At 45.3% G+C, this 16,516-nt stretch carries 14 protein-coding genes; all 14 read left to right on the forward strand.

Annotated elements, in window-relative coordinates:
* The first annotated feature begins 380 nt into the window (after positions 1-380).
* The 14 genes from mraZ (at position 381) to B0I21_RS05215 (ending at position 16,492) form a co-directional block, all read left to right on the forward strand.
* Positions 381-854: a division/cell wall cluster transcriptional repressor MraZ gene (gene mraZ / locus B0I21_RS05150; protein ID WP_133639385.1), complete on the forward strand. Its 474-nt coding sequence runs from the start codon at positions 381-383 to the stop codon at positions 852-854.
* Entirely contained in the window at positions 847-1,770 is a 924-nt protein-coding gene (gene rsmH / locus B0I21_RS05155) for a 16S rRNA (cytosine(1402)-N(4))-methyltransferase RsmH (protein ID WP_133639386.1), read from the forward strand. The genes mraZ and rsmH overlap by 8 nt, the downstream gene beginning before the upstream one ends.
* 1 nt (position 1,771) lies before the next feature.
* Complete coding sequence (locus B0I21_RS05160; protein WP_133639387.1) at positions 1,772-2,176, forward strand: FtsL-like putative cell division protein; 405 nt, start codon at positions 1,772-1,774, stop codon at positions 2,174-2,176.
* A 22-nt stretch (positions 2,177-2,198) separates the two neighbouring features.
* Positions 2,199-4,319, forward strand: coding sequence for a penicillin-binding protein (locus B0I21_RS05165; protein ID WP_133639388.1), 2,121 nt, complete (start codon positions 2,199-2,201; stop codon positions 4,317-4,319).
* Positions 4,320-4,324: 5 nt separating this feature from the next.
* Positions 4,325-5,779, forward strand: a complete 1,455-nt coding sequence (locus B0I21_RS05170) for a UDP-N-acetylmuramoyl-L-alanyl-D-glutamate--2,6-diaminopimelate ligase (RefSeq protein WP_133639389.1) — start codon at positions 4,325-4,327, stop codon at positions 5,777-5,779.
* A 9-nt stretch (positions 5,780-5,788) separates the two neighbouring features.
* A complete protein-coding gene (gene mraY / locus B0I21_RS05175) occupies positions 5,789-7,033 on the forward strand; it encodes a phospho-N-acetylmuramoyl-pentapeptide-transferase (RefSeq protein ID WP_133639390.1) in 1,245 nt (414 codons plus the stop codon).
* Between the two features lies 1 nt (position 7,034).
* Entirely contained in the window at positions 7,035-8,408 is a 1,374-nt protein-coding gene (gene murD / locus B0I21_RS05180) for a UDP-N-acetylmuramoyl-L-alanine--D-glutamate ligase (RefSeq protein ID WP_133639391.1), read from the forward strand.
* Positions 8,409-8,425: 17 nt separating this feature from the next.
* Positions 8,426-9,622, forward strand: coding sequence for an FtsW/RodA/SpoVE family cell cycle protein (locus tag B0I21_RS05185; protein WP_208292263.1), 1,197 nt, complete (start codon positions 8,426-8,428; stop codon positions 9,620-9,622).
* Between the two features lie 6 nt (positions 9,623-9,628).
* Positions 9,629-10,726 (forward strand): undecaprenyldiphospho-muramoylpentapeptide beta-N-acetylglucosaminyltransferase, encoded by a 1,098-nt coding sequence (gene murG / locus B0I21_RS05190; RefSeq protein WP_133639392.1) that lies wholly within the window; start codon positions 9,629-9,631, stop codon positions 10,724-10,726.
* Positions 10,727-10,729: 3 nt separating this feature from the next.
* Positions 10,730-12,088, forward strand: coding sequence for a UDP-N-acetylmuramate--L-alanine ligase (murC, locus tag B0I21_RS05195; protein WP_133639571.1), 1,359 nt, complete (start codon positions 10,730-10,732; stop codon positions 12,086-12,088).
* Positions 12,081-12,908, forward strand: a complete 828-nt coding sequence (locus B0I21_RS05200) for a cell division protein FtsQ/DivIB (protein ID WP_133639393.1) — start codon at positions 12,081-12,083, stop codon at positions 12,906-12,908. The genes murC and B0I21_RS05200 overlap by 8 nt, the downstream gene beginning before the upstream one ends.
* Before the next feature lie 44 nt (positions 12,909-12,952).
* Positions 12,953-14,317: a cell division protein FtsA gene (gene ftsA, locus B0I21_RS05205; protein WP_133639394.1), complete on the forward strand. Its 1,365-nt coding sequence runs from the start codon at positions 12,953-12,955 to the stop codon at positions 14,315-14,317.
* Between the two features lie 140 nt (positions 14,318-14,457).
* Positions 14,458-16,173, forward strand: a complete 1,716-nt coding sequence (ftsZ, locus tag B0I21_RS05210; RefSeq protein ID WP_133639395.1) for a cell division protein FtsZ — start codon at positions 14,458-14,460, stop codon at positions 16,171-16,173.
* Positions 16,174-16,306: 133 nt separating this feature from the next.
* Positions 16,307-16,492 carry a histone H1 gene (locus B0I21_RS05215; protein WP_133639396.1) on the forward strand — a complete coding sequence of 62 codons (186 nt, stop codon included), beginning with the start codon at positions 16,307-16,309 and terminating at the stop codon, positions 16,490-16,492.
* The last annotated feature ends 24 nt before the right edge of the window (positions 16,493-16,516 follow it).

The raw sequence follows: 16,516 nt of genomic DNA on the forward strand, positions 1-16,516 counted from the left end.
CGTGATGGGTGTGCGCGATAGCGTATATAATTGCACAAAGACCGCCACTTTCTCCCACCGAAGCCACGAGAACTGTTTCTACTGCCACTTTTTCCCACCAACGATTAATTCATACGGAATTTTGCTTGACGAAGGGTATTCCGGTGTGCTGAATTGCATTCGCAGGGTAATCGTCATCCAGTCTCCTATTGAAAAATATTTGCTAAGTAAATTGAAGCTTAAAAAGCTGATAATGTTGTTTTTAGTCTTTTTATTTATTGATTTTCGATATGCGTAATGAATCGGTTTTCGATGTGGAAAACTTTTTTGTGTGGTATTGTGGGGGAAAGTGGGAGAAAGTGTATACTTTTACATTTAAAATTTGATTAGGGTCATAGACAATGAACTATTTAATTGGAGAATACGAATGCAAGCTGGACACCAAAGGAAGAATGGTGGTACCTGCCGCGCTCAAAAGGCAACTGCCTGATGTAGAGCGGGAGGGTCTTGTTGTGAATCGTGGCTTCGAGAAAAATTTGGTGATCTATACCCGTACCGAATGGAATAGAATATTAAAGCAACTGTCTCGTCTTAATCAGTTCCAGACGAAAAACCGGGAGTTCGTGCGCAAGTTTATGAGCGGTGCAACAGAATTAACGTTGGATTCCGCGGGTAGGGTTTTGTTTCCGAAAAGTTTATTGGAATATGCAGAGGTCGGGGCTGATTTGGTGTTGGCCTGTAACTTGGAAAAGATAGAGGTGTGGTCTAAGGCGAAATACGATGAGCAAATGGGCGCATTGTCTGAGGAAGATTTTTCGGGTTTGGCTGAACAGGTAATGGGTGGTTTTGATTTGGAAGGAGGTTTGGATGACTAACCCTTCGGCTTACCACGTGCCTGTGATGTTGCAAGAGTGTATAGAGGCCTTGGCTATTCAGCCTGATGGTGTATATGTTGATGTAACATTTGGAGGCGGTGGCCACTCGCGCGAGATACTAAAACACCTGGGGCCTAACGGACGCTTAATAGCGTTTGATCAGGATCCAGATGCGGTAAAGAATGCTATAGACGATCCGCGTTTCACATTGGTACACCAGAACTTCAAATTTATAAAAAACAACTTAAGGTTGTTGGGTGTAAAAGAGGTTGATGGGATCTTAGGTGACTTGGGCGTTTCTTCGCATCAGTTTGATTCTGCAGATCGTGGATTTTCTATCCGTTTTGATGCCGATCTAGATATGAGGATGGATCAAGTTGCAGATCTGGATGCAAAGCGCGTGCTGAATACCTACGCTGAGGAAGATTTGCATCGCCTATTTGGCATGTATGGCGAAATCCAAAATGCGCGTTCGTTGGCGAAGACCGTTGTAACCGCGCGCTTAACCGCTGAAATTGCTACGGTAAGTGGCTTGAAGGATGTGATAAAGCGCTTGGTACCCAAAGGCAAAGAGCATAAGTATCATGCGCAGGTTTTTCAGGCGTTGCGTATAGAGGTGAATCAGGAGCTGGAAGCGCTGCAGTCTTTTTTGGAGCAGACCGTTTCTGTTCTAAAACCGTCGGGACGTTTGGTCATTATGTCCTATCATTCTTTGGAAGACCGGTTGGTGAAAAACTTTATGCAGAAGGGGAAGTTTCGTGGCGAGGTAGAGAAAGATTTTTTTGGAAATGAAATAAAGCCATTCAAGGTGATTAGCCGGAAAGCAATTACGGCAAGTGCGGATGAGCTGGCCATAAACAATAGGTCGCGCAGCGCGAAGTTGCGCGTCGCAGAACGCAACCTTAATTCAGCGTAATATGTCGAAAAATACGATTAAAGACAATGAATTAAGTGAGGAGGTTCAGGAAAAAATGAACGAATCCGTTGAGAAAAAGGTCGAAGAAACGCAAAACTTTCTTCGCTCAATTTTTTCAACGAACAGGCTATCCAGTTATCTGGTTGCTAAAAACTTACCATTTGCGGCCTTTGTAGCCTTATTGGGTTTGGTATACATATCCAATCGGCATTTAGCCGAACGAACGGTGAGATCTATTGACCGATTAGGACGTGACGTGAAAGAGCTGAGCTGGGATTATAAGTCCTTATCTGCGGAATTAATGAAGTTAACAACGCAGACCGAAATTGCAAAACGTGCAGACACCCTAGGATTAAGGGAGCGCACGGAGCCGCCTATAAAGTTAGAGGTGGTTAAAGAGAAGTAATAACACGTTAACACGTAGTCATATGAATATTAGGAAATCGATACTTATTCGGGTATACCTGGCGTTCGGGCTGATGGTGTTTGGCGCGTTGTTGGTGTTTGGTAAGCTGTTGCACTTACAGTATGTAGATGGTGGAGATTGGCGAGCAATGGCGGATAGCCTGACCATCAGGGAGCGATCAATCGAAGCGGCACGTGGGAATATTTATTCTAATGACGGCAATTTATTGGCGACCTCCGTTCCGGAATATGAATTGCGTTTTGATGCAATGTCTATCCCGGTAGAAGCTAATGATGTCTTTAATTCAAAAGTTGATTCTTTGGCTGCCCGTTTGGCTACTCATTTCGCAGATAAATCGGCCCGCCAATATTTGGCTATGCTGAAGAATGCACGGGCAAAGAAAGCACGTTACGTGCTGATAAAGCGGAATGTCTCCCATCAAGATTTAAAGCTTGTTAAGACGTTTCCGTTGTTTCATTCTTTCAAAGAAGGAAAGAAAAGATATTCGACCAGTTTGGTCACGGTGAGAGAGAATAAGCGGATTTTACCTTTCACCAACCTTGCGGCGCGAACTATAGGGTACAAAAATACCAAAGGCGATACAGTTTTGGTTGGCCTAGAAGGTGCCTACGGGCGCTATATCGACGGGAAAAGTGGTTCGCAGCTTATGCAGCGTATCGCAGGTGGTGTATGGGTGCCGGTAAATCGGGAAGTGGAAGTAGCGCCAGTGGATGGCTCGGATATCATATCTACATTGGATGTCAATATGCAAGATATGGCGCAACGTGCACTGGAAAAACAGCTTATAGCGAGCGATGCCGATAACGGCTGCGTCATATTGATGGAGGTACAAACTGGTGAGGTTCGTGCCATCGCCAATTTTACGCGTGATAGCGAGGGTGTTTTTCGGGAAAAGTATAATTACGCCATTGCGCAAGGGGCGGATCCTGGATCCACATTCAAATTGGCTAGTTACCTCGCTTTGTTGGACGATGGTTTAGTAGATACGTCTACGCGGGTCGACATCGGTAATGGTACATACAAAGTTCCATCGCATACGATAAAAGATTCCCATGCGCCGAAAAAATCGGTGCTAACCGTAAAGGAAGCATTCGAAGAGTCTTCGAACGTGGGTGTTGCCAAGCTGGTGAATATCCACTACGGAGAGCATCCAGGACGATACACGGCTAAGTTGCATCATTTCGGTCTGGGTCAAGCACTCGGGTTACAAATTCCTGGAGAGGTAAAGCCTTGGGTGAAAACACCGGATAGCCGGACATGGAGCAAATTATCGCTTGTGCAGATGGCTTACGGCTATGAGCTTCGGTTGACGCCGCTTCAGATGCTTTCCCTTTACAATGCGGTAGCCAATGATGGCAAAATGGTGGCTCCCTTATTTGTTAAAGAGATTCGCCACCTCGGAAATACAGTCGAGCGTTTCGAGGCACGCGTCATCAGCGAGCAGATTGCCTCAAAAGCGGCTATCGGCAAAATGCAGGGCATGCTTGAGGGCGTAATGACAGAAGGAACTGGTAAAAAATTAAGTTCGCCCCTTTACACGTCTGCCGGTAAGACAGGTACGGCACAAATGAATGATGGCGCGCGCGGGTATGGCGCAAGGCGATACCAATCATCCTTTGCGGGGTATTTCCCGGCAGAGAATCCGAAGTATTCGATGATTGTCGTGATCCGCAATCCACGGAAAGGCTACTACGGTGGTGCCATTGCGGGTCCTGTATTTAAAGAATTAGCAGACATGGTATATGCGAATGACTTGACCTTGCATGGTACGTTTGCCTCACGACGTGTGAATACGTCTGGCAGCAAAACGCCGCTAACTTTGGGGGGGTCCAAGGAAGCGTCTAACGCCGTTTACCAAGCCTTAGGTTTTCATCCGTCAAGCTGGACAGCGCTTGCTCAGCCTACCGATACCTCGGCTAAAGGTGTGCCGTTTGTTGAGGTGCAAGTGAAAGAGGGGGTTGTGCCTAATGTATTGGGAATGGGACTGTCGGATGCGGTCTTTACCATGGAAAATGCAGGTTTTAAAACGAAGATATCTGGCCGCGGCAAAGTGGTAACACAATCTTTGACCGCCGGATCGAAATTAAAGGTAGGTACGCCAATTATGTTGGCACTGAATTGATAACTATGAAGCTGAAAGAATTGTTACATGCTATCCCTGTGAAGCAGCTCGAAGGGCCGCTCGATGTCGATGTGCATTCGATATGTTTCGATTCGCGCAAAGTCGGAAAGGGCACGTTGTTCGTGGCTGTTCGGGGTGTGCAAACCGATGGGCATTTGTTTGTAGCAACAGCTGTGGAGCACGGTGCTTCCGTTATTGTTTTGGAAGAGCTGCCTAATGAGTTGGACAGTGCAGTGACATACATTCTCGTGGATGATACCTCCTATGTACTGGGCTTGTTGGCCACTAACTTCTATGGCGATCCGTCCAAAGAGCTGAAATTAGTGGGTGTAACAGGTACCAATGGTAAGACGACCGTTGCCACCTTGCTTTTTAATCTCTTTGAAAAATTAGGTTACCACGTAGGCTTAATTTCTACGGTAGAAAATAAAATAGGCGATCGTATTATTCCGTCAACACACACCACGCCAGACCCTATCGCATTAAACGAACTTTTACGCGACATGGTGAACGATGGTTGTGATTATTGTTTTATGGAAGTTAGCTCGCACGCCGTTGTTCAACAGCGTATTGCAGGTCTTCGTTTTGCGGGGGGCATTTTTAGCAATATCAGTCATGATCATCTTGATTTCCATGGTACGTTCGATAACTACATCAAAGCAAAAAAGAAATTCTTTGATGATTTGGATCGCTACGCGTTTGCATTGACTAATGCCGACGACAGAAATGGTGCCGTAATGTTGCAAAACACCTTTGCGCATAAGAAGACATATGGTTTGAAAAGTATGTGCGATTTTAAAGCAAGAGTGGTAGAAAGCCATTTCGACGGCATGTTGTTGACCATTGACGGGCATGACGTGTGGGTCAAATTGGTAGGCGGCTTCAATGCGTACAACCTTCTCGCTGTTTACGGTGCGGCAATTTTGCTCGAGCAGGAAACGGTAAAAGTGTTAACCGCGATGAGTGAAATACAAGGTGCCGAAGGACGTTTTGAAGTGGTGCGATCACGGAATGATATTACAGGTATTGTGGACTATGCGCATACACCCGATGCCGTAGAGAACGTTTTGACGACCATTCGCGAATTGCGTTCTGGTAATCAGCAAATTATTACCGTGTTAGGCTGTGGCGGCGATCGGGATAAGACCAAGCGACCAGAAATGGCGGCCGTGGCCGTGCGTATGAGCGACCGCGTAATCATCACTTCCGATAATCCGCGTACAGAAGATCCTTTGCAGATCATTCGCGATATGGAAGCAGGCGTGGATGCAAAAGACAAAAAAAATGTGTTTACCATCGCCGAACGTCAAGAAGCTATTCGCGCGGCATGCCACTTAGCTCAGGCTGGAGATATCGTGCTTGTGGCCGGAAAAGGACATGAAAAATATCAAGAAATAAAGGGTGTGCGTCACCATTTTGATGATAAAGAAGTTTTGGAACAAACGTTTAACGAACAATAATAGAGAGCAATGTTATATTATTTATTTACCTGGCTACAAGAGCATGTGCACATTCCCGGAGCGGGTTTGTTCCAATATATCTCGTTCCGAACGGCCATGGCTGTTATTGTTTCGTTAATAATCACTACCGTATATGGTGGGCGTCTGATACGCGCGTTGCACAATCGGCAGGTAGGAGAAACTGTTCGCGATTTAGGGCTGGAAGGGGAAAAACAAAAAGCAGGAACACCAACTATGGGTGGGCTGATTATAATCGCCGGCATCCTTGTTCCCACGTTGCTTTTCGCGAAGCTGGATAATATTTATATCCTCATCATGATTGTTACCACGATTTGGATGGGATCGATCGGCTTTCTGGATGATTATATCAAAGTATTTAAGAAAAATAAAGAAGGGCTAGCCGGCCGCTTTAAGGTAATCGGTCAAGTTGGCTTGGGTACGCTCATCGCTATCGTCATGTATTTCCATCCGGATATTGTTTCGCGCCAGGAAGTAAAGAATCCTACATCCACGCGCGCAGTGCAAATCATGACCGATACGCAAACAGGAGAACGTTACTATGCGGAAAATGTGAAGTCAACCAAGACGAACATACCCTTCTATAAAAATAATGAGTTCGACTATGCGCGAGTACTCAGTACGTTTGGCCTAAATGGCAATCTGGTTACCTTTATCGTGTTTTTGGTAGTCGTGGTCTTTATCGTAACCGCGGTGTCCAACGGCGCCAACATAACCGATGGTATTGACGGTTTGGCGACGGGCACATCAGCCATCATCGGCATTACCTTGGCGATTCTAGCCTACGTGTCCGGTAACGTAATCTTTTCGGACTACCTCAATATTATGTACATCCCCAATTCGGGTGAGCTTGTGATTTTTGCGGGTGCATTTGTTGGGGCGTGTACAGGCTTTCTGTGGTACAATGCTTTTCCCGCGCAGGTATTTATGGGCGATACGGGAAGTTTGGCTATCGGCGGTATTATCGCTGCCTTTGCTATCCTTATCCGTAAAGAACTTTTGATCCCGGTATTGTGTGGTGTTTTCTTATTGGAGAATGTGTCGGTGATCATGCAGGTTTCCTATTTCAAATACACCAAGAAGAAGTATGGCGAGGGCAGGCGTATCTTTCTGATGTCGCCATTACACCATCATTATCAGAAAAAAGGATATCACGAATCTAAAATCGTCATGCGCTTTTTCATCGTATCGATCATTTTGGCAATTATCACGATAGTAACATTAAAAACGAGGTAGCATGGCGAATATCGAAGCGACATATTACCCTCAATCTGGTTTTCTTGCCGTGCTAGGTGCAGGCGAGAGTGGCGTTGGAGCGGCTATCTTAGCAAAAGATAAAGGCTTCGATGTTTTTGTCTCAGACAGAGGCCCTATTGCGGAGCCGTACAAAGCAACTTTGCTGGCCGAAGGTATTGCCTTTGAGGAATCTCAGCACAGCGAAGCACGTATTTTACAGGCTGATCTGGTTGTGAAAAGCCCAGGCATACCGGAAAAGGCGCCGCTGGTGCAAGCTTTGAAAGCATCGGATATCCCGGTTATCTCCGAGATCGAGTTTGCCGCTCAATACACGGATGCCAAATTGTATTGTATTACGGGCTCCAATGGAAAATCAACGACGACGATGCTCACCTACTACATGTTGCAAAAAGCGGGTGTAAACGTGGGCTTGGCTGGCAACATCGGAAAGAGCTTTGCTTGGCAGGTGGCACGTTCGGTTTTCGATTGCTACGTATTGGAGATATCGAGTTTTATGCTGGACGATATGTATCGGTTCAGGGCAGATGTAGCTGTGATCTTGAATATCACCGCGGACCATTTGGATCGTTACGACTATCAGCTGGAAAATTATGTGGCATCGAAATTCCGGATTTTACAAAATCAGCGCGAAGAAGATTATTTCATCTATTGTATGGACGATGAAGAAACGATGAAGGCGCTACCAATACATGAAACAAAAGCGATGCATTTGCCCTTTAGCCAGCAGCAGCTGCTTACACAAGGCGCTTTTTTAGACGAACATAAAAATATTGTAATCAACATACCTAACAAAGAAACTTTCGAGATGAATATTGAAGAGCTATCATTACAAGGGAAACATAATGTCTACAATAACATGGCGTCCGGCTTGATCGGCAAGGCTATGGAATTGCGTAATCAGACGATGAAGGAAAGCATGAGTTCGTATGTTAATATTGAGCATCGATTGGAACACGTGGCCTGCATAGGTGGCGTGAATTATATCAATGATTCGAAAGCAACGAATGTGAATTCAGTGTGGTATGCGTTGGAAAGTTTTTCGCCCGATATCATTTTGATAATGGGTGGTGTCGATAAGGGAAATGATTACGAAATGCTGCGCGATTTAGTAAAAGCAAAAGTAAAAGCTATTGTCTGCATCGGTAAAGATACGGCACGCATACATGAAGCTTTTGAAGATGATGCGGATGTCATCGTCAACAGCTCTTCGATGCAAGAAGCGGTAGAAATGGCTTCCCACCTGTCAAAAAAAGGTGATACGGTACTTCTATCGCCAGCATGTGCCAGTTTCGATTGGTTCAAAAACTACGAAGAGCGTGGTGATAAGTTTAAAGAAGCGGTGATGGCTTTGTAATCTTAAAATTAGGGCAGATGATTGATCAAATTTTTAGTAAGCTAAAAGGCGACAAGTGGATATGGATCATTGTGATCGTATTGTCCGGTTGGTCGTTGCTGGCGGTATACAGCTCCGTTGGCACGCTCGCTTATAAAGAGGGAAAAGGTACTGAGCTTTATCTCTTCAAACATTTTTCAATCATCGCGATAGGATTGGTTTTGATGTATTTATCCCACAAACTGGATTACCGCTATTACGCCGGTATATCCAAGTTATTGATGATTATTACCATCCCCTTGCTGCTGTTTACGTTGATCGGTGGGAACAAGGTAAACGACGCGAGCCGCTGGGTTACCATTCCTGTAATCAACCAAACGTTTCAAACATCGGATTTGGCCAAGCTGGCCTTGATCACCTTTTTAGCGCGTATGTTGTCGCGTAAACAGGAAGACATCAAGGATGTAAAAAAATCATTTGCGCCAATTATGGGCGCCGTATGTGCGGTTTTTGTACTCATAGCCTGGGCTAACTTATCCACGGCACTGATGCTATTCGGTACCTGTGTATTGTTGCTTTTAATCGGTCGGATCAGCTTTAAGCAAATAGCTATTGTTTGTGTGGGCGGCGGTTTTTTGTTAGCACTCGTAATTTTAATTGGTCCGCGGCGGGCCACATACTTGAGTAGGATAGAGGGGTTTTTCCGCACCGAAGAAGTGGCCACGGGCGATGTGCCCTTTCAGGAAGATAAAAACTATCAGGCGAACCTTGCGAAGATGACGATCGCTTCAGGCGAATTTTTTGGTAAAGGCGCGGGAAACAGTATGGGCAGAAACCTGTTGCCCCATCCGTATTCCGACTTTATTTTCGCCATCATCATCGAAGAGTATGGTACCCTTGGCGGCGCTGTGTTGTTGATGCTTTATATGGCGTTGATGTATCGATGCATCCGAATCGTGACTTTGAGTCCGCGAGCGTTTGGCGCTTTTTTGGCCGCCGGTTTGGGCTTCAGCTTAACCATTCAGGCGTTGGCTAATATGGCCGTGGCGGTAGGGTTAGGCCCTGTGACAGGCGTGCCGCTACCCCTTGTCAGTATGGGTGGTACGTCAATTTTGTTCACAAGCGTTGCACTCGGAATCATTTTGAGCGTAAGCCGTAACATTGAGGAATTAAAAGGTAAAGAAGAATTAAATGAAATTTCGAAGCCAAGAAAAGTGGTGGTAGGAACGATATAAGGAAACATGGCGCACAAAGTAATCATAAGCGGTGGAGGCACGGGAGGACATATCTTTCCGGCGATTGCGATTGCGAACGCTTTGTTGCGTTTACAGCCGGATGTAGAGATCTTGTTTGTAGGCGCGAACGGACGAATGGAAATGGAGCGCGTGCCAGCAGCGGGTTATGAAATTGTCGGGCTAGACATCCAAGGCATCAACAGGAAGTCTATTGTAAAAAACTTGGGTCTCCCTTTCAAAATGCTAAACAGCTTACTGAAGGCGCGGCGAGTGATTCGGACGTTTAAAGCGGATGTTGCTGTTGGGGTGGGCGGCTATGCGTCAGGACCCCTTTTGATGATGGCAAACGCATTGGGTGTGCCCACATTGATACAGGAACAAAATTCCTATGCCGGGATAACGAACAAACGTTTGGGCAGAAAGGCCCGTGTAATTTGTGTGGCTTATGAGGGGATGGAAAAATTCTTTCCGGCCGAAAAGCTTTTGTTGACCGGTAACCCTATTCGCCGCTCATCGGTAGAAATCGAAGGTAGAACACGCGAAGGGCTAGCCTCATTTGGTTTACGGGAGGGCAAAAAAACAATACTGGTGACAGGGGGCAGCCTAGGAGCGAAAACATTAAACGATTGCATGCTGGCGGGGCTTGATCGATTCGCGGAACAAGATGTGCAGGTGATATGGCAATGCGGAAGTCACTACCACGAAGCGTTGCAAAACACCGTGCAGGATCGGCTTCCGGCCAATGTCGTGTTGTTGCCCTTTTTGCAACGTATGGATTACGCCTATGCGGCAGCAGATGTCATCGTCTCGCGCGCGGGCGCCGGCACCATATCGGAACTTTGTGCGGTAGGCAAACCCGTCATATTAGTTCCTTCGCCCAATGTGGCGGAAGACCATCAGACAAAAAATGCCAAAGCCCTGCTGGATAAGCATGCAGCGGTATTCGTGTCTGATTTGAGTGCGCGAAGCACCCTCGTGGATAACATGCTTGCTCTCGTGGCAGATGAAGGAAAATGTTTTGAATTGCAAACGGAAATCAGCAAGCTGGCAATGGTCGATGCCGATGAGGTCATTGCGAAAGAAGTTTTAAAACTAATAAGATAGATGATGAATCTCAACCATATAAAACGTGTGTACCTCTTGGGGATCGGTGGCATCGGAATGAGCGGCTTAGCTCGTTATTTCAGCCATTTGGGTTGTGAGGTGATGGGCTATGATAAAACAGAAACCGATCTTACAAAAGCATTGGTTGAGGAAGGTATCGCCGTGGTCTATCAAGACGATATGTCATTGGTTCCAGATGCTTTCAAAACGCCATCTGAGGAGACATTGCTGATTTTTACACCGGCAGTGCCGAAAGATTTAGTTTTGAAAAACTTTTTTCAGAATCAGGGATTTACATTGTATAAGCGATCGGAAGTATTAGGCATCATTAGTGCGAGTAGATTTACGATTGCTGTTGCCGGCACGCATGGCAAAACGACAACCTCGACAATGATCGCCCATATATTGAAGGATTCAGGCTACGATTGTTCCGCTTTTCTTGGTGGAATAAGTTCGAACTATAACACGAATGTACTCTATGGAGACAACAATGTCGTCGTTGTGGAGGCCGATGAGTATGACCGGTCCTTTCTGACTTTGCATCCGAATATTGCAGTTGTTACGTCGGCAGATCCAGACCATCTTGATATATATGGCGACGAGAGCCATCTTATTGAGTCGTTTGAGCTGTTTCTGTCCCGCTTGGTAGAAAATGGCGTTTCGATAGTTAAGAAAGGCTTGCCATTTTCCGGAACATTCGCTTACGCTATAGAGCAGAATAGCGATGCCTACGCGAAGAACATTCGCGTTTCAGACGGAGCGTTTTATTTTGACTATGTGGGCTTGGATGGAACCTTGTTTTCCGATCTTCATCTGGGGATCGCAGGCATTCATAATGTGGAAAATGCAGTGGCAGCCGTAACGGTAGCGTTGCAATTGGAAATTAGCGAAGATGCCATACGGACAGCCTTGGCCACGTTTCGAGGTGCAAAGCGTCGTTTCGAATATATTGTTAAGAGCGAGAAAGCCATTTATGTCGATGACTATGCACATCATCCGGAGGAGTTGCGCGCATTTATAGCGTCTATGCGTAAGCTTTATCCAGGTAAAAAGTTAACCATCGTGTTTCAGCCACATTTGTTCAGCCGGACGCGCGACTTTGTAGAAGGTTTTGCGGAGGTGCTGGCTATGGCCGATGAGCTGTTGCTATTGGATATTTATCCAGCTCGGGAGGTGCCTATTGAAGGCGTCACATCAGCTTGGTTATTAGATAAAATTAAATTAGACAACAAACGCTTGGTTACGCCCGAATCTGTACTGGATATTGTGAAAACGGAGGAGCCTACGCTGATCGCAACAGTTGGCGCAGGAGATATCGATCGCTTGGTAAAACCATTAAAACAGCTGTTGGAACATGCTTAAGAAACTTCGTGACATATCGTGGAGATTAGTGGGCTATAGTTTTCTAGCCCTATTGGCACTCGCTGGCGTAGGTATGTTAATGGGCTTGGTTAAGAAAAAAGATCATGCACAGGTATGCACCTCCATGCGTGTTATGGTGGGCGGAAAAGAGGCCTTTATCGATCAGCACGATATTTCAGATTTGGTAAAAGCAAAGTTCGGCCGCGTGGTAGGCAAGACACTGAGCCAAATTCCCGTCGAACAAATGGAAAAGGCGTTGATGGAATTACCCTATGTGTCTGCCGCAGAGATCTATGTCGATATGGATGGCGTGTTGCAGATCGCCGTGCAACAGCGCGAGGTACTTTTGCGGATCGTGAACAAAGTAGGTCGTGAGTACTACATTGATACAAAAGGGGCAAAGGTGCCTGTTACGCTGCGCTATGTGCCACATGTTCTTGTTGCCAATGGCAATATCCGAGAGGGTTATCAAAACGCGCTGGATACGGTCGAAACCAAACTGGTTAAAGATTTGGTGGCTATCGTGGAACATGTGAAGAGCGACCCCCTATGGAGTAATCAGATCGTGCAGCTTTATGTGAATGATTACGGCGATATAGAGATTGTACCGCGGGTAGGTACGCAGCAATTGGTGCTCGGCAATGCATCAAAGCTGGAAGAGAAATTAGATAGATTGGTTGTATTTTATAAGAACATTTTACCAAGGGTGGGAGCGGACGCGTATGAGAAGGTGAATGTGAAGTATGATGACCAAATTATTTGTGAGCGAAAAAGCGGTTGGATGCTGGATAGCTTACAGTTAAAAATGAAAATGAATTGAGGAACACAGTAAACATAATATACACAGCAAGAAATACACAGCATATGAAACCAAGATTAGCAGAAAACGAAAAGGAGAATCCGATCATCGTTGGATTGGATATCGGCACAACAAAGATTTGTGTGACAGTCGGTCGTCGTAGCGGAACGAACAAGATTGAACTTTTGGGCGTGGGGAAAGCCGAATCTTCAGGTGTCAATCGCGGGGTGGTTGCCAACATCCAGAAAACCGTGAGTAGTATCCGTGAGGCCGTGACGATCGCCGAGTCTCAATCAAACGTGGACATCAAAGTGGTCAACGTCGGGATTGCGGGACAGCACATCAAAAGTATTCAACACCGAGGTATCCTGACGAAGCGCGATTACGATGAGGTAGGACGGTTAGATGTCGAACAACTGATTTCGGATATGTATAAGTTGGTTCTTCCTCCGGGGGAGGAGATTATTCATGTGTTGCCGCAGGAGTTCACCATTGATAACGAGCCGGGTATTAAGGAGCCTATCGGTATGGCCGGCCGCCGCGTAGAAGCTAATTTCCACATTATCTCCGGTCGTGTGACGGATATTCGTAATATTAAACGCTGTGTAGATAATGCGGATTTGGAAGTATCTTCGTTGGTTTTAGAACCTCTTGCATCATCTGAGGCTGTGTTGGATGAAGAAGAAAAAACTGCTGGTGTTGTGTTGGTGGATATTGGTGGTGGTACGACTGATGTGGCTATTTTCCACGAGGGTATCATTCGTCATACGGCTGTTATTCCGTTGGGTGGAAATATTGTAACGGAAGATATCAAGCAAGGGTGCTCCGTGTTGCGTAATCAAGCTGAGCAGCTTAAGGTGCGTTATGGTTCCGCATTGGCGGATGAAAATAAAGACAATGAAGTCATCTGCGTGCCCGGCATTCGCGGCCGCGAATCCAAAGAAATCTCGGTGAAGAACTTGGCTTACATTATCCAGGCACGTATGGAGGAAATTATCGAGCACGTTTATTATGAAATCAAATCATCCGGCTATGAAGACAAATTAATTGCTGGTATTGTGATCACTGGCGGTGGCGCACAGTTGAAGCACCTCGTGCAGCTTGTTGAGTACATTACAGGCATCGGCTGTCGCATCGGCTATCCAAACGAGTACCTTGCCAAGACAGAAATGCTCAATAAGCAAGCGCTAGAAGAACTGAAGAGCCCGATGTATGCCACGTCTATCGGTTTATTGATTAAAGGCGTGCAGGCGATGGAGGAAGATGAGGCTACGCAACAGGAGATGGTGACTAAAAAGGTACCGAAAGAAAAGGTCACCGAAATCGCGGAAGAAAAGCGAAAAAAAGAGAGCTGGTTTACTAAAATCCTTTCTGATTTTATCAAGGACGACGCCGGAATTGATGACGATACCTTTATCGGGAAAAAGTAAGTTTTCCACAATAGGTGTTTTTTCCACAATTTAACAAATGTGGAAAACTATGGTGAATAAATTGGTATTATTACATGTGTATTGTTGAACCTATTGGGGGATTTCTAAGTGGTTTAGCAAGAGTTAAATAGGGTTATTATATGTCGATACAATTTGAAATGTTAAAGGAACAATCATCGATAATTAAGGTTATCGGTGTTGGTGGTGGCGGGGGCAATGCCGTCAACCACATGTACAAGCAAGGGATTAGTGGTGTAGATTTCATCGTTTGTAATACAGATGCGCAGGCGTTGGAGTTGAGTCCTATTCCCAATAAGGTACAGTTGGGAGCGAGTTTAACAGAGGGAATGGGAGCTGGTGCTGATCCTGATGTAGGGGAGAATTCTGCAATAGAAAGTATTGAAGATATCAAACGTATGTTAGGTACGAATACCAAGATGTTATTTATAACAGCGGGTATGGGCGGAGGTACAGGTACAGGAGCAAGTCCAGTATTGGCCAAAGCAGCTAAAGAACTGGGTATCCTCACCGTGGCCATCATCACAACCCCCTTTACATTTGAAGGTAAAAGACGTCGTTCACAAGCGGAAGAAGGCTTGGAAGAGTTGCGCAAATATGTGGATTCGTATTTGGTCATTTCGAACGATCGTCTGCGCGAGATATTTGGTAATTTAACGATGACGGCTGCGTTCGCAAAAGCCGATGATATCTTGACTACAGCAGCAAAAGGTATTGCAGAAATTATTACGATTCCGGGTTATGTAAACGTCGATTTTAAAGATGTGCGTACCGTGATGAACGATAGTGGTGTGGCTATTATGGGTAATGCGATTTCTTCCGGTGAGAATCGCGCTATTGAAGCTGTAACAGGCGCATTGGCATCACCGCTATTGAAAGATAATGAGATAGAAGGTGCACGCTACATTCTATTAAATATTACCTCCGGTAGAAAAGAAGTAACTATGGATGAGGTCGCCATCGTAACGGATTATATCCAAGAAAAAGCGGGCTTATCTGCAGACTTGATCTGGGGTAACTGTATCGACGAAAATTTTGAAGACGAATTGTCTGTAACCATCATTGCCACCGGTTTTCAGACAGCGGAAGAGCGGGTGAAAGAGAAAGAAAAGGAAAAAATTGCGTTACCCTTAACCCCTGAGCCTGTAGCGAATCAGTTTGTTAAGCCAGTGGTTCAGAATCAATTCGTTGCGAAGCAAGAGCCAACAACGGCCCCACAAACGTATATCAAACCTGTTCAAAACAGCATCACAACAGCGCCAACCGCTGATTTGTCTGCTGCATCTCAAACAGATCTTTTTACTTCCCCGAAGCCTATTCATTCTTCCGTATTGAAAAATGAAGAGCCGCAGGTGATACGTCATACATTGAGTTTTGATGAACCTGAAAACGAAGAGGAAACACCGGTACAAACAAACGGAGGTTTTGAATTAAAAACGTCTTCGTCGATGTTCGAATTTAAATTACCTTCCGTTTTTGATGGGTATGGCAGCAAGGGTGAAGACGAGGCTGAAGCCGAAGCCGAAGCTCCCGTTGCACGCAATACGTTCAGCGAGCCAACGCCGGCTGCTGCAGAACCGAAAGAGATTGATTTTGAAGACCAGTTGATGAAAACGAAAGAACGTATCTTACGTTTGAAAGAGCTAAGCATGAAGCTTAAATCAAGCAACGGTTTACAAGAGCTTGAAAATGAACCCGCGTACAAAAGACGTCAAAAATCGTTGGAGGACGTTCCTCATTCTTCGCAGTCGCAGGTATCGCGATTTACCTTGTCTTTCGACGAGGGCGAAACGGAAATCCGTCCGAATAACTCCTTCTTACATGATAACGTAGATTAAATACGATACAATGAAAGGAAAGACAGCAAAATTTGCTGTCTTTTTTTTGCAAAAATTTTTTTATTTGACAAAAGGTATTATTTTTATAACACAGTTAATTAATAATACATTATAACACTTAAATCATTTCATTATGGCCAGTTTTGATAAGTTCAAAGAGCTGAAAGCGTTAGTTGATGGCTTAGACGCCGATGCGGATAAATTCTTCGTTAAAGGGAATAGCGCAGCAGGAACACGTGTGAGAAAAGGTTTGCAAGACATTAAAAATCTATCACAGGATTTGCGTCTAGGAATACAGGAGTTAAAGAATAAGAAATAGAGATTTCCTTCATAGCGAATACAA

The sequence above is a fragment of the Sphingobacterium paludis genome (assembly GCF_004364125.1).
Classification (GTDB): domain Bacteria; phylum Bacteroidota; class Bacteroidia; order Sphingobacteriales; family Sphingobacteriaceae; genus Sphingobacterium; species Sphingobacterium paludis.

Coding starts and splice junctions, on each gene's coding strand:
- B0I21_RS05185 (WP_208292263.1), top strand. CDS start 8,426: ATGATTGATCAAATTTTTAGTAAGCTAAAAGGCGACAAGTGGATATGG.
- rsmH (WP_133639386.1), top strand. CDS start 847: ATGACTAACCCTTCGGCTTACCACGTGCCTGTGATGTTGCAAGAGTGT.
- mraZ (WP_133639385.1), top strand. CDS start 381: ATGAACTATTTAATTGGAGAATACGAATGCAAGCTGGACACCAAAGGA.
- murD (WP_133639391.1), top strand. CDS start 7,035: ATGGCGAATATCGAAGCGACATATTACCCTCAATCTGGTTTTCTTGCC.
- ftsZ (WP_133639395.1), top strand. CDS start 14,458: ATGTCGATACAATTTGAAATGTTAAAGGAACAATCATCGATAATTAAG.
- murC (WP_133639571.1), top strand. CDS start 10,730: ATGAATCTCAACCATATAAAACGTGTGTACCTCTTGGGGATCGGTGGC.
- B0I21_RS05165 (WP_133639388.1), top strand. CDS start 2,199: ATGAATATTAGGAAATCGATACTTATTCGGGTATACCTGGCGTTCGGG.
- ftsA (WP_133639394.1), top strand. CDS start 12,953: ATGAAACCAAGATTAGCAGAAAACGAAAAGGAGAATCCGATCATCGTT.
- B0I21_RS05170 (WP_133639389.1), top strand. CDS start 4,325: ATGAAGCTGAAAGAATTGTTACATGCTATCCCTGTGAAGCAGCTCGAA.
- B0I21_RS05215 (WP_133639396.1), top strand. CDS start 16,307: ATGGCCAGTTTTGATAAGTTCAAAGAGCTGAAAGCGTTAGTTGATGGC.
- mraY (WP_133639390.1), top strand. CDS start 5,789: ATGTTATATTATTTATTTACCTGGCTACAAGAGCATGTGCACATTCCC.
- murG (WP_133639392.1), top strand. CDS start 9,629: ATGGCGCACAAAGTAATCATAAGCGGTGGAGGCACGGGAGGACATATC.
- B0I21_RS05160 (WP_133639387.1), top strand. CDS start 1,772: ATGTCGAAAAATACGATTAAAGACAATGAATTAAGTGAGGAGGTTCAG.
- B0I21_RS05200 (WP_133639393.1), top strand. CDS start 12,081: ATGCTTAAGAAACTTCGTGACATATCGTGGAGATTAGTGGGCTATAGT.